Genomic DNA, 12995 nt, shown 5'->3' with positions numbered 1-12995 from the left:
GGCGTCAGCGCCCCGATGCGAGCGGCGCGAGTGCGTTGGCGCGGCCGCGTCCGGCCGACGCGCCGTCGTGTTCGCCGTAGGCGGCGACGAGCGCGTCGACGCGCGCGAGGTGGTGGCGGTTGTCGTGGTCCCACGGATGGAAGCCCGGCCGGAAAAAGCTCAGCCATTCGCCCGCGATGCGCGGAAACAGCCCACGGCGCGGCCCGTACAGGAATGCAATCATGCGCAGCATGCCGCGCACGCGATGCCTGATGTCGCGATCGCGCGACAGCAGCGTCACGTGCATCAGGAACACGGTCGGCCAGAAGGTCAGCGTCGTCACCAGATACACGCCGACGCGGATCAGGTAGCGGCGCGGGCCCGGCTTCATCACGGCGTTCCACACGTCGTAGGACACGGCCTTGTGCTCGGTTTCCTCGAGCGCATGCCACAGCCACATCTGCCGGTAACCTTCGACCGAGCCGTCCAGGCGCGTCGGGTCGCGCAGGAGCCAGTCCGCGAGCATCGCCGTGTAGTGTTCGGCGGCGACCGTGTGCGCGAGCTGCACCGAATGCGGCAGCGTGCGCTTCACGAAGCCGAGCACCGTCCACACGCGCTTGTCGAGCTTGCGCGCGGGCAGGCGGTTGGCCTGCATCAGCTCGTTGTATTCGACGTGCTCGCGCGTATGCATCGCCTCCTGGCCAATGAAGCCGAGCACCTGCCGCTTGAGCACCGGGTCGTCGATCCGGTCGCGATAATTGCGCACCGAATCCATGAAAAAGCGTTCGCCGGCCGGAAACAGCAGCGACAGCGCATTGAAGAAGTGGGTCACGTGCGGGCCGAGCCCATGCCAGTCCTTCGCGCGTTCGACCGGCAGGTCGAAGCGCAGGTCGCGGCGCACCGGCATCACCTCGGCGGCGGTGGCGGAAGCGGCTGACTTCATGTTCGTCGTTCTCCTGGTTTTCGGGCGGCCCGGCAGCCGTCGCGGCCTTGTCGGCGCGGGTCCGGGCAGCGCGTCGCGCGACGCCGAAATCTTGACATCGATAACTGTAAAGATAGGCGCCGGCCGGCGCCGCGCGCAAGCCGCGCGGTAGACGCGCGCTTCCAAACAGGGCACGGTCGGCAGCGCGAAAAAAGCGACGTTCGAGTGGCGTTCGCGCGTGCCGCGATTCGAACGCGCATGCCGGTAAGGGACCGGCAGCCGGGCGGCGCGCGCACGCGCCGAAATCGGCACGAAAACGCCGCGCGACGGGCGTTTCACGGGATCGCGCGGTGGCGCTCGACGTGACGCCGAGCAGCCGGGTGGCGCCGATTCATACGCGCACCCCGTTTGCGCGGTGCAACCCCGTCGCTCCGGTTCGCGAAAAATTCAAACGCGCGTTCCATTGGCGTATCGGGCGGGTTCTGCGAAGACCGCCGCGACCGACCCGCGATCGGCACGCGGACGGGCGCTCGCCGCGTACGACGGCCCCCTGCCCGCTCGCCTACAATAGCGGTTTTACCCAACCCCTTTTCAGGAGAAGTCATGTCCGTCACCACGACCGCATCGGGCCTCAAAATCGAAGACCTGACCGAAGGCACCGGCGCGCAGGCGCAAGCCGGCCAGACCGTCAGCGTCCACTACACGGGCTGGCTGACCGACGGTCAGAAATTCGACTCGAGCAAGGACCGCAACGACCCGTTCGCGTTCGTGCTCGGCGGCGGCATGGTCATCAAGGGCTGGGACGAAGGCGTGCAGGGCATGAAGGTCGGCGGCGTGCGTCGCCTGACGATCCCGCCGCAACTCGGCTACGGCCCGCGCGGCGCAGGCGGCGTGATCCCCCCGAACGCGACGCTCGTGTTCGAAGTCGAACTGCTCGCCATCTGACGACCCCACCGGCCGACGTCCTTCCGATGGAACGCATCCCGTCTCCCGCCATCGCGCTGCGCCGTTACGACACGTGCGAAGCATCCGACGTGCACGACTTTCACCAGGTCGTGATCGGCGTCGACGGCGCGATGGTGATGGCGGTGGACGGCGTCGGCCAGCGCATCGACCGGCACGCGGCGTGGCTGATTCCGGCCGGCGCGCGCCACGATTACGCGGGCCTCGGCGACAATCGCCAGCTCGTGCTCGACTTGCCCGCCGCGTCGCTCGCGGTGCCGCGGCGGCTGTTCGACAGCGCGCGTGCCGTGTCGATCGACCCGGCGCTGACGTCGCTCGTCGCGCAGGTCGCGGCGGCGGCCGCGCAACTCGACGGGACGGCCGGCGACACGCGGCGCGCGCATCGCTTCCAGTGGCAGGCCGCCGCGCGACTGTGCGACGCGCTGCTCGACGATGCCGGCCTCGCCGCGCCCGCGGCGGGCCTGGATTTCGCGCGCATCGACCGCTGGCTGCGCGCGCGGCTCGCGGAACCGCTGCGCATCGCCGATCTCGCCGCGCACTGCGGTTACGGGATGCGCCGCTTTCATCAACTGTTCGTCGACGCGTTCGGCGAAACCCCGCATCGCTACCTGCAGCGGCTGCGGCTCGACGCCGCCGTCGTGCTGCTCGCGGACGGCCGCCATCCGCTCGTCGACATCGCCGGCATGGTCGGCTTCGCCGACCAGAGCACCTTCACGCACGCTTTCACGAAGCGCTTCGGCGTCGCGCCCGGGCGCTGGCGCGGCGAGCGGCACTGAGCGCTCACGCGCGCGTCCCGCCCCCCTCGTCGCCCACTTTCCGCACGACCGTCTCCGCCGCCTTCAGCGGCCGGCCGTCGTCGTGCCGAAGCGCGAGCTTGCGGATCGCGCGGCCGGTCTTGCGCTCGACCAGCACAGAATGCGGCTCGCCGCGCTCGAACAGGTTCGCCTCGCCCCACTGCCGCAACATCACGATCACCGGAAACAACCCCTCGCCCTTCTTCGTCAACGCGTATTCCTGATACGCGCTGCCGTCCGACGCGGGCACGACTTCGAACACGCCGGCGTCCACCAGCATCCTGAGCCGGTCCGACAGGATGTTGCTCGCGACGCCGAGGCTCGCACGGAAATCGCCGAACCGGCGCACGCCGTCGAACGCGTCGCGCACGATCAGCAACGCCCAGCGATCGCCGACGATATCGGTCGCCCGTGCCACCGGGCATGGTGAATCCGCGAGACTTTTCTGCCTGGCCATATTGCTCTCCGCTGTCGCGCCGGCGCCTTCGCGGGCCGCCGGCCGTCCGTGCGCGGGCCCGTCGCCCGCCGTCACACAGGTTGCATTTTAAAACCACTTTTCCTACACTCACACTGGTTTCAAATTGCAACTACTTAAGTGAGCGTGAGGCCCCCAATGGAATCGTCCTGTTCAGGAACGGTCGCGTCGAACGCGACGTCACGCACCGCTCGTCCGGTCGCCGTGTCACGCGTGCCGACGGCGCTCGTCGCGCTGCTGGCCGTGTGCTGCGCGGCGAGCGTCGCGAACGTGTACTACGCGCAGCCGCTGCTCGACTCGATCGCACACGACTTCGGCGTATCGCAGGCGGCGGTCGGCGGCGTCATCACCGCGACGCAGCTCGGCTGCGCGCTCGCGCTGCTGTTCGTCGTGCCGCTCGGCGACCTGCTGAATCGCAAACGCCTGATCGCCGTTCAACTTCTGCTGCTGACGGCGGCATGCATCGGCGTGGCCGCCTCGTCGACGCGCATCGCATTGCTGGCGGGCATGGTCGCGGTCGGGCTGCTCGGCACCGCGATGACGCAGGGGCTGATCGCCTGCTCGGCCGCGCTTGCGGGCGCCGATGAGCGCGGCCGCGTGGTCGGCGCGGCGCAGGGCGGCGTCGTGATCGGCCTGCTCGCCGCGCGCTCGCTTGCCGGTGTCGTCACGGATGTCGCCGGCTGGCGCGCGGTTTATCTGGTGTCGGGCGCGCTCGCGATCGCGATGCTGGTCGCGCTGGCGCGGCTGTTGCCCGATGCCCGCGCGCCGCGCGAGCGCATCGGCTACGCGGCGCTGCTCGGTTCGATGGTCATGCTGCTGCGCAACGAGCGCGTGCTGCGTGTGCGCGGGGCAATCGCACTGCTGATGTTCGCGGCGTTCAGCATCTTCTGGAGCGCGCTCGTGCTGCCGCTGAGCGCGCCGCCGCATGCGATGTCGCATACGCAGATCGGCGCATTCGGTCTGGTCGGCGCGCTGGGTGCGGCCGCCGCCGCGCGCGCGGGCCGGCTCGCGGATCGCGGCCTCGGCGAAGCCACGACCGGCGCCGCGCTCGCGCTGCTCTCGCTCTCGTGGCTGCCGCTCGCGTTCGCCGGTACGTCGATCGCGCTGCTGGTCGTCGGCATCGTGCTGCTCGACGTCGGCGGGCAGGCCGTCCACGTCGTGAACCAGAGCATGATCCTCGGCGCGCGGCCCGATGCGCATGCCCGCCTCGTCGGTTGCTACATGCTGTTCTATTCGGTCGGCAGCGGGCTCGGCGCGATTGCGTCGACGATGATGTATGCGCACGCCAGATGGATCGGCGTCTGCGGGCTCGGCGCGGCGGTCAGCGTGGTTGCATTCGCCGTCTGGGCCGTGACGCTCAGGCGTGCATGACGCGTGGCGACGTGTCGAGCACGGAGCGCGGCGTGCCTCGCACAGAACGAAAAAAAACCGGCTCGCCCGGTTCGGGCGGCCGGCATGCGGACCGGACGCATGCGCGTGCGCCGGCCCCACCGTCGCGGCGGCGTGCCGCGTTCGCTTACCCCGCCGCCCGGATCGCCTCTTCGTACACGCCGGCGACGCGTCGCGCGATCACCGCGTTGTCGAAATGGTCGCGCGCGTAGCGCTTGCACGCGGCCTCGTCCGGCAACGTGATCGCGCCCGACAGCGCGCCGCCGAGCCCTTCCGCGATCGCATCCGCGCCCGTCGACGGCAGCACGAGATCGCTGGACAACCCGGCCACCGCCTCCGGCAGCCCGCCGACCGGCGTCACCAGCACCGGCGTGCCGGACGCCAGCGATTCGACCGTGATCAGCCCGAAGCCTTCGAGCGCGACCGTCGGCACCACGCTGACCGTCGCCGCGCGGTACAGCGCCGCGAGATGATTGTCGGGCACGAACCCGAGCAGTTTCACGTTGTCCTGCAGCCCCGCGTCGTCGATGCGCTGCTGCAGTTCCTCGCCGATCTTGCCCTTGCCGGCGATCAGCAGCAGCACGTCCGGGTGACGGTGCTTGACGAGACCGATCGCGTCGATCAGGTCTTCCAGCCCCATGCGCCGCACGAGCCGGCGCACGGCCAGCACGATCGGCCGGTCCTGCGGCAGTTGCAGCTTGTGCCGCGCCTCGGCCGGCGTGAGCGGCGTATCGAACTGCGCGGTATCGACGCAGCCGGGAATCACGCGCACGCGCGACGGATCGATGCCGTAGCGGTTCGTCAGGATCTGGCCGAACGCCTGCGACAGCACGATCAGGCGCGACGAGCGCGTATAGACGGCCTGTTCGAGATAGCGCTTCGCGCGCTGCCCGAGCGACGCGGCGCCCTCGACCTGGCTTTCGTCGGCCCACGGCCCCTGGAAATGCGACACCTGCGGAATCCCGCGTGTCACGTCGAGGCCCGGAAACGTGTACAGCGCGAAGTGCGACGAAATCACGTCCGGCCGCTCGCTGCGGATCTCGTCGCGCAACGCGCGGCGCGCGGCGAGCATGCGGCGCGCGAGCGGCTGCGACGCGGGTCCGAAGCCCTGGATCGCGCCGCCCGTGTCGTCGGCGACCTTCGGCGAGCCGGCGACGAGCCCGCGCACCTCGACGCCCGCACCGGGCAGCGCGCCGACGAGCGAGTAGTACATCCGGTCGAGGCCGCCCGCGCGTTCGGGGAACCAGTGCATGCCGATCTGCAACGATTTGATCGGCCGGGAAGATTGGGACATTACGACTGCTCCTGCGTAACCGCATGCTCGACCCGCTCGAACGCGGACGGCTGCGAGGGTTGGCCGATGCGCCGGTAGAGCGCGACATACTGGGCGCCCATGTGGGCCCAGCCGAAACGGGTCATCAGTTCGCGGGCCGCGTCGCCCATCGCGCGGCAGGTCTCGCGCGACGCCGCGAGCGAGCCGATCGCCTGCGCGAGCGCGGCCGGATCGTCGGGGTCCTCCAGCACGATCCCGCAATCGCGCGTGATGATTTCCGCGCCGCCGGCGGTGCGCGCGGTGACGACCGGCAGCCCGGCCGCCATCGCCTCGAGCAGCGACAGGCTCATCGCTTCGTAGCGCGACGGAAACACGTATGCGTCGACCGAGCGCATCAGCGTCGGCATGTTCTTCACGAGACCGAGGAAATGCACGCGCGAATCGATGCCGAGCGCGCGCGCCTCGTCCGGATACGGGCTGCCGGGCAGATAACCGGCCACCGCGAGATGGACGTTCGCCGGCAGCTTCGTCAGCGCCTTCAGCACGGTGCCGAGGTTCTTGCGCGGCGTGCGCAGATCGCCGACGAACAGCAGCAGGAACGCATCGTCCGGCAGCTTGAACGCCGCGCGATCGGCCTGCGCGCCCGCGAACGCGCTGCCGTCGACGCCGTTGTAGATCACGCTGATCTTGCCGCTGTCGATGCCGAGCCCGGCGATCTCGTCGGCCACCTTCTGCGACACGGCCGTGATCGCGCGCGAACGCCGGTACGCCCAGCGCTCGAGCGCCGTATTCACGCGCGTGTAGACGTACTGGTACGCCGACCACAGCCCCTTCGTCAGCCCGAATGGGTAATACGGGCTCTTGAACCAGCCGCCGTGCACGAAGTGCGCGGTATTCACGTCGGCCTTGATCCACGAAATGAAACCGTTCACGTGCAGCACGTCGTACTCGCCGCGATGCGCGCGCAGCCACCACGCGCTCTTCAGCGCGAACACCTGCTGCTTGACGAGATTCGACGGCCAGAAGCCGCCGACCTTCACCGGTACCCAGCGCACGCGCGGGTCGGCCAGCAACTCGGGCGCGACATGCGACGCGACCAGCGTGACCTCGTAGCCTTCGGCCAGCGCCGCGCGCGCGATTTCGTAATTGACGCGGCCCTGCCCGTCGTTATGTCGCACGACGTGCGTGACGATCGCGATTCTCAATGGTCGCCTCCCCGTGAACGCGCGGCGGCCAGCAGGCGCTGTGCCTTCTGCCAGTGCGCCGCGGATAGTATTGAAAAAATGGCCGTGAACAGCAGCAGGCCGCCCGTGCCAATCAGCGAGTTCGTGAACACGAGCATCGCGAACACCGACAGGCACAGGCTCAGGCATGCGCCGACGAACTTGTCCTTGCGCAGCTTGAACGCCGCGCGCAGCGTGCGGGCGAGCAGCATCACGACGCCCGACAGGTACAGCAGCGTGCCGGGCCAGCCGAGCACGAACGGCACGTTCATCACGCCGCTGTCGAAGCTGCCGTACTTGCCGAGCTCGCCGCTGTCGCTCGACAGCTTGGTGGACGCGCCGGTCGCGCCCATCCCCTCGCCGGCGACGTCGGTGAACGCCGTTTGCGCGAAGGTCGCGTAGAACTTGTTGCGGTCGTCGTAGCTGCGATCGTCCTTCAGGTTCGTGATCGACTGCAGGCGCGCGCCGAGCCGGTCGGCCACCGGCCCGACGGTCAGCAGCGGCACGCACAGCCCGACCAGCACGACACCGCTGATCAGGATCCGCATCCGCACACGGTTGCTCGACTGCACGAGCTGGATCGCGAGCGCGATCACCCAGCCGCCCCAGGTCGAGCGCACGAGACACAGCGCGAACGACACGAAGCCGGCTGCGCCCGCGAACCAGCGGACCTTCTGCGGCGCCGCGAACACGAACACCAGCGCGCCCATGATCGCGAACGCGAACGGCCCCGACGAGTTCATCGTACTGAAGACGCGGACACCGTACGGCACCGGCTCGCCCTGCGAGCCCATGTCCGAGCCGATCATCCACAGCACGTCCCACTGCGGCATCACGAAGTACTGCACGACCCCGTACACGCCCATCACGAGCATGCCCCACATGAACGTGGACAACAGCACGTCGCGGTACTCGGGATAGTCGCGCGAGTTGACCATGATGTGAAAGCCGATCAGCACCGGGTACACCCAGTTCGCGAGGTCGTAGGTCGCGGCCATCACGCCGCTCGACACGATCCCGACCAGATACGCATACGTAAGCCCGAACAGCATCAGCAGCACGGGAATCCCGCGCCGCTGCGCGAGCACGCGGTAATGCCTGAGCAGCCCGAATCCGGCGATCATCGTCACCGCGAGCGGCGCGACCTGGATCAGGCTCGTCGGCGTGAACGCGCCCTTCGACCAGTCGGCGAGACGCCGCACTTCGGGGCTCAGGAACCACACCCACCACATGAAGCCGACGTAGCGCGCCGGGCTCTTGAAATACAGCCAGATGCCGACCGCGATCGCCAGCACCGGAAACGCGAGCGTCAGCACCTTGCCCTGGTGAATGGCGATCAGCGCGGCGGTAAACGTCCACAGCCCGGCCTGCCCGACCCAGTGCTTCGGTTCGGGCAACCGGCTGCGGCTGCGCGACGGTGCGCGTTCGGCGGCAATCGTACTCATCGATCCGCTCTCACCGCGACGACGGGCGCGAATCCGCGAGCGGCATCGCGAGACCGGCCGCCGCCGGCGTGCGACGCCGACGCAGCATGTCGCGCGTGATCCGCACGTGCTGTTCGGCGAACGCCTGCGTGGTCAGGTCGCGCTCGCGCAGGCACGCGGCCGCGGCACGTGCGCATTCGAGCGCGGCGACCGGATCGGCCACGAAGCGATCGGCGGCCTGGCGCATCGCCGCCGCATCGAACGCCGGCACGTAGGCGGCGGTGTCGTGCGGGAAGTAGTCGCTGAGCCCGCCGACGTCGGACACGATCATCGGCTTGCCGACCGCCGCCGCCTCGAGCATCACGGTGATGCCCGACGCGTGGAAGTTCGGCCGCAGCGGCACGACGATCACGTCGGCCCACGCGTACAGCTCGTGCTGCTTCGCGAGGCCCGAGGCCGAGCCGATCTTCACGTTCGGCGCATGCCACTCGCGCGGCACGCGGCGCCGCGTCGCGAGCCGCACGTCGTAGCGCTCGTCGCCGCCGAACGCGGCGAGAAACGTGCGCCAGTCGCGATCGCGGTCGTTGCCGATCGCCGCGATCCGCAGCGGCCGGTTCGGCTGCCACTGCCGCGGCTCCGTCGGCGGGAAGTCCTGCGTGTTCAGCCCGTAGTAGACGAACTCGGCTTCGCGCCCGAGAAAGCGGCGGCACAGCTCGGCGTTGTCGCGGGCGAGCGTCGTCAGCACGTCGGCGCGCGCGAGCAGCTTGCGGTACAGCCAGCGGCGCGGGCCGCCGAACGTGTTCCACTTGTCGAACAGCCACACGCTCTGCGCGAGCAGCAGCGGACGCTTGCCCTGTGCGCCGGCGAGCTTCAGGATCAGCGCGGCGGCGAGATGCTCCTGCTCGGTGTGCGTCCAGATCACGTCGGTGCTCAACAACGCGGCGCGATTGCGCCACGCATGCACGACGTCGAAGCCGAGCGCCGCCTTCAGCGCACGGCGCGCGAGGCTCGCGACGCGGTTCTCGCGCCGGTCCTGCGAATAGGTCAGCCGGAATTCGTCGGATTCCGCGTGGTGGTAGCCGTACAGGCAGCCGATGTTCTCGCCTTTCCGGTAAGTACGCGGATCGGCGCCGTAAAACAGGTGGACGTGAACCTTCGTGGAATTCATGCAAGCCTCCGCCGGACCGCCCCAAGGAGGCTGACCGTCCCCTTGGGGGACAGCGAACAAAGTGAGCGTTGGGGTCGTACCATTTCAAGCCCTCCGGGGATGGCCGCGCGTCGTGCGCGCAGCCCGTTCAAGACGTCACCGGCGGCATCGCCGCACGATGGGGGGCAAGGTGGGCGCGGCGCGCATCGCGTGCGCCGCGGCGCACCGCGCGCCAGTGCTCGCGCACGCGCTCGCGCCGCGCGGTATGCAGCGACAGCAGCACATGTGCGAAGCCCGGATAGACGCGCGTGCCGATCAGCGTCCACCACCACCACGCGATCTCGCGCCGCACCGGCGGCAGATGCTCGCGCAGGATCAAATGCAGGTTGTACGCGCCGTTGCTGATCGCATTGAGCGATGCGGCGTCGCGCCGGTCGTCGTCGAAACGCTCGGCCGGAAAATGATCGACCGCGATCGCCGGGTCGTAGACGAGCGTCCAGCCGTCACGCTGCACCTGCATGCTGAAACCCATGTCGTTGTGCACCTGCGCGCCGGCGCCGCGCAGCCGCGTGTCGAAGCGCAGACGTTCGATCGCGGCGCGGCGGTAGCTCATGTTCGCGCCCTTGAGCATGTCGACTTCGCGCGCGCCGCCGACGCCCAGATGATGGTTGCCGATGATCTTGCCGGACAGCGTGAGCTGACCGACGAGCTCGCGCGACTCGTCGAGCACGCGGCCCTTCTCGTGCACCCAGTCGCGGCCGCCGACCGCGCCCACGCGCGGGTCGGCCAGGAACACGGCCTCGATGCGCGCGAGCCAGTCGGCGCGCGGCGCCGCGTCGTCGTCGGTGATCGCGACGACGTCGCCGTTCGCCGAGTCGAGCCCCTTGTTCAGCGCGGCGACCTGCCCCGGCACGTCGACCGGCACGATCCGCAGCGGCAGCATGCCGCCGACCGACGGGTCGGCGAGGCGCTCGTGCGTGGCATCGTCCTCCGGGCGCGCGACGACGATCACCTCGTCGGGCAGCCGCTGCTGACGCTGCAGCGCCAGCAGGCAGCGCGCGAGGTCGGCGGGACGCCTGTAGGTCGGAACGAGCACGGAAATTTTCATCGAGGGTTCTCCAGTCGGCCGGGCCGGCGCTGCGCACGCCGGCCCGGTTTCGTGCAATGCCGTCAGGCGCTCAGGTATTCGTGGACGGCCGCATAGCCGCGGCCGTAGCCGCGCGCCTTCGGCGGCACGCCGTTGAAGATCCCGCCTTCCAGATCGACGCCCGCGGTACGCAGGCGCTTGATCGCGTCGGCGATCTCGCCTTCGGTATGCATGCCCGAGCGCAGCACCATGAAGGTCGCGCCGGCCATGCGGCCGATGATGGTCGCGTCGGTCACCGCCAGCACCGGCGGCGAGTCGATCAGCACGACGTCGTAGCGCTTGCCGAGCCCTTCGAGGTATTGCGGCAGGCGCGTCGACATCAGCAGCTCCGACGGGTTCGGCGGGCGCGTGCCGGCCGAGATGAACGACAGGCCCTGCACCGGCGTCTCGCGGATCGCCTCCTCGAGCGGCGACTGATCGCTCAGCAGTTCCGACAGGCCCGGCTGCGCGGTGAGGCCGAAGTAGCGGTCGAGCATGCCGCGGCGCATGTCGGCGTCGATCAGCAGCACGCGCTTGCCCGAATGCGCGAGCAGCACCGCGAGGTTGACCGTCAGGAAGCTCTTGCCGATGCCCGGCGTCGGACCGGTCAGCACGACCACGCGATTCTTCGCGTCCATCATCGCGAACTGCATCGCGGTGCGCAGGCTGCGCATGCTTTCGACGCTCAGGTCCTTCGGACGCAGGCTCGCGAGGATCGGCCGCGCGCGGCCGCCGCCCTTCTCGGCCATCGCGTCGAGCTTCACCTGCTCGGTGCTTTGCGGCACCAGCCCGTACAGCGGCAGGTTGAAGGTGCGCTCCACGCGGTCCGGATCCTCGATCCCCTGGAACAGGTTGCGGCGCAGAAACACGACGCCGGTACCGAGAATCAGCCCGAGGAACACCGCGGCCGACAGGATCAGCACCTTCTTCGGCTTGACCGGGTCGCCCGGGCGCAGCGCGGAATCGACGAGGTGGATGTTGCCGCCCGTGCCGGCCTTCTGCACCGACAGTTCCTGCACGCGGTTCAGCAGCAGCACGTAGATGTCCTCGGCGACCTTCGCGTCACGCTGGAGCTGGACGGCCTTCACTTCGGTCGCCGGCAGGCTGCGGAAGCGGTTGCTGAACTTGTCCTTCTCGCCCTGCAGCTCCGCGAGCTGCTGCTTCGCGGCGATCACCATCGGATGCGAATCGGTGAAGCGCTGCGCGAGCGACGCGAGTTGCAGGCGCTGAGCCGCGATCTGCTGCTCGTACTGCACGCTGCCTTCGAGGTAGACCTTCGCCTCGTCGCTCGCGTTGATCGAGCCGGACGTGCGCTGATACTGCGTCAGCGCGGCTTCCGCGCGCTCGAGGTCGGACTTCAGCCGCGGCTCCTCGCCCTTCAGGAAGTCGAGCATCTTGGTCGCTTCGGCCTGCTTCGCGATCACGTGCTGGTTCAGGTACGACTGCGCGAGCGCGTTCGCGATCGCGGCGGTCTGGTCCGGGTCCTTGCCTTCGAGCGAGATCTGCACGACGCCCGTCTGCTTGCCCTGCTCGGACACCTGGATGCCCGACTGGAAGCCGGTGATCGCGTCGAGATCGTTGTAGCGGACCACGGTGAACTGCGTGCCCGGACGCGCGACCAGCTTCTGCACGAGCAGCGTCACGCCGCCGCCCTGCTCCGATTCGCCGACACGGCCCGACAGCAGGCGGTTGCCGTTCGGTCCGACCAGCGTATACGTGCCGTTCGGGCCGGCCGTGAGCGTCATCTTCTTGCCTTCGAGCGCGGGCACGACGTTGATCGTGTCGACGTCGGCGACTTCGCCGCCCCATGCGTACGACCGCAGGCCGAACCACGCGCGCGACGGCTCGCCGGGCGTCGCGACGCGCGCGGACAGGCTGCCGAGCAGCGGAATCGTCTTCGGCACGACCGAGAAGTTCAGCTTGAACTGCTCGACGACCGGCGTGACGACGCCGCGGCTCTTGATGATCTCGATTTCCGCGTCGGTCTGCGCCTGCTGCGGGCCGCTGTTGATCGTCGCCCCCGTCTGCGTCTGCGTGAGCGCCTGCGACGTGTTGTCGTTGCTCTCGACCCGCACGTGCACGTCGGCCTGGTACACCGGTTTCGCGATGTAGCAGTAGAGGCCGGCGAGCGCGATGACGGTCACCGCGATGCCGAGCAGCAGCCAGATGTCGTCCATCAACACCTGGAGCAACTGGCCGAGGACGACGTCCTCTTCCTCGGTTTTCGCGGTCAGATCCGCGTAGGCGTGTTTTGCTTGCGTGTTCACCATTCGTTCCCGC

Annotated in this window: 11 protein-coding genes; 3 read left to right on the top strand and 8 right to left on the bottom strand. The window is 69.2% G+C overall.

The window, feature by feature from the left end; all coding sequences use genetic code 11:
* Window positions 1-4 precede the first annotated feature (4 nt).
* Window positions 5-922: a metal-dependent hydrolase gene (locus tag WS46_RS05450; RefSeq protein ID WP_059690183.1), complete on the bottom strand. Its 918-nt coding sequence runs from the start codon at window positions 920-922 to the stop codon at window positions 5-7.
* 582 nt (window positions 923-1504) lie between these two features.
* Between WS46_RS05450 and WS46_RS05445 the strand changes: the two genes are divergently transcribed.
* On the top strand, window positions 1505-1846 hold the full coding sequence (locus WS46_RS05445; protein ID WP_059531564.1) for an FKBP-type peptidyl-prolyl cis-trans isomerase: 342 nt from the start codon (window positions 1505-1507) through the stop codon (window positions 1844-1846).
* A 26-nt stretch (window positions 1847-1872) separates the two neighbouring features.
* On the top strand, window positions 1873-2640 hold the full coding sequence (locus WS46_RS05440; protein ID WP_059531567.1) for an AraC family transcriptional regulator: 768 nt from the start codon (window positions 1873-1875) through the stop codon (window positions 2638-2640).
* Between the two features lie 4 nt (window positions 2641-2644).
* Here the strand turns inward: WS46_RS05440 and WS46_RS05435 are convergent, their stop codons facing one another.
* A complete protein-coding gene (locus WS46_RS05435) occupies window positions 2645-3115 on the bottom strand; it encodes a helix-turn-helix domain-containing protein (RefSeq protein WP_059532386.1) in 471 nt (156 codons plus the stop codon).
* Window positions 3116-3271: 156 nt separating this feature from the next.
* Between WS46_RS05435 and WS46_RS05430 the strand changes: the two genes are divergently transcribed.
* Window positions 3272-4504, top strand: coding sequence for an MFS transporter (locus WS46_RS05430; protein ID WP_059689540.1), 1233 nt, complete (start codon window positions 3272-3274; stop codon window positions 4502-4504).
* Window positions 4505-4649: 145 nt separating this feature from the next.
* On the opposite strand, the gene WS46_RS05425 is transcribed toward WS46_RS05430, so the two are convergent.
* From WS46_RS05425 to WS46_RS05400, 6 genes are all read right to left on the bottom strand, one after another.
* Window positions 4650-5816, bottom strand: a complete 1167-nt coding sequence (locus tag WS46_RS05425) for a glycosyltransferase family 4 protein (protein WP_059689537.1) — start codon at window positions 5814-5816, stop codon at window positions 4650-4652.
* Window positions 5816-7000: a glycosyltransferase family 4 protein gene (locus WS46_RS05420; protein ID WP_059689535.1), complete on the bottom strand. Its 1185-nt coding sequence runs from the start codon at window positions 6998-7000 to the stop codon at window positions 5816-5818. The genes WS46_RS05425 and WS46_RS05420 overlap by 1 nt, the downstream gene beginning before the upstream one ends.
* On the bottom strand, window positions 6997-8463 hold the full coding sequence (locus WS46_RS05415; protein ID WP_059531583.1) for an O-antigen ligase: 1467 nt from the start codon (window positions 8461-8463) through the stop codon (window positions 6997-6999). The genes WS46_RS05420 and WS46_RS05415 overlap by 4 nt, the downstream gene beginning before the upstream one ends.
* Before the next feature lie 10 nt (window positions 8464-8473).
* Window positions 8474-9610: a glycosyltransferase family 4 protein gene (locus WS46_RS05410; protein ID WP_059689532.1), complete on the bottom strand. Its 1137-nt coding sequence runs from the start codon at window positions 9608-9610 to the stop codon at window positions 8474-8476.
* Between the two features lie 127 nt (window positions 9611-9737).
* Window positions 9738-10697 carry a glycosyltransferase family 2 protein gene (locus WS46_RS05405; protein WP_059689530.1) on the bottom strand — a complete coding sequence of 320 codons (960 nt, stop codon included), beginning with the start codon at window positions 10695-10697 and terminating at the stop codon, window positions 9738-9740.
* 62 nt (window positions 10698-10759) lie between these two features.
* Entirely contained in the window at window positions 10760-12985 is a 2226-nt protein-coding gene (locus tag WS46_RS05400; RefSeq protein WP_059531592.1) for a polysaccharide biosynthesis tyrosine autokinase, read from the bottom strand.
* Window positions 12986-12995: the final 10 nt, after the last annotated feature.

Origin of the sequence: Burkholderia sp. RF4-BP95 (assembly GCF_001521985.1) — a bacterium.
In the GTDB taxonomy this organism is placed as follows: domain Bacteria; phylum Pseudomonadota; class Gammaproteobacteria; order Burkholderiales; family Burkholderiaceae; genus Burkholderia; species Burkholderia diffusa.
The sequence above is the reverse complement of the archived record's forward strand: the minus strand, read 5'-3'. Positions and strand labels throughout refer to the sequence as shown.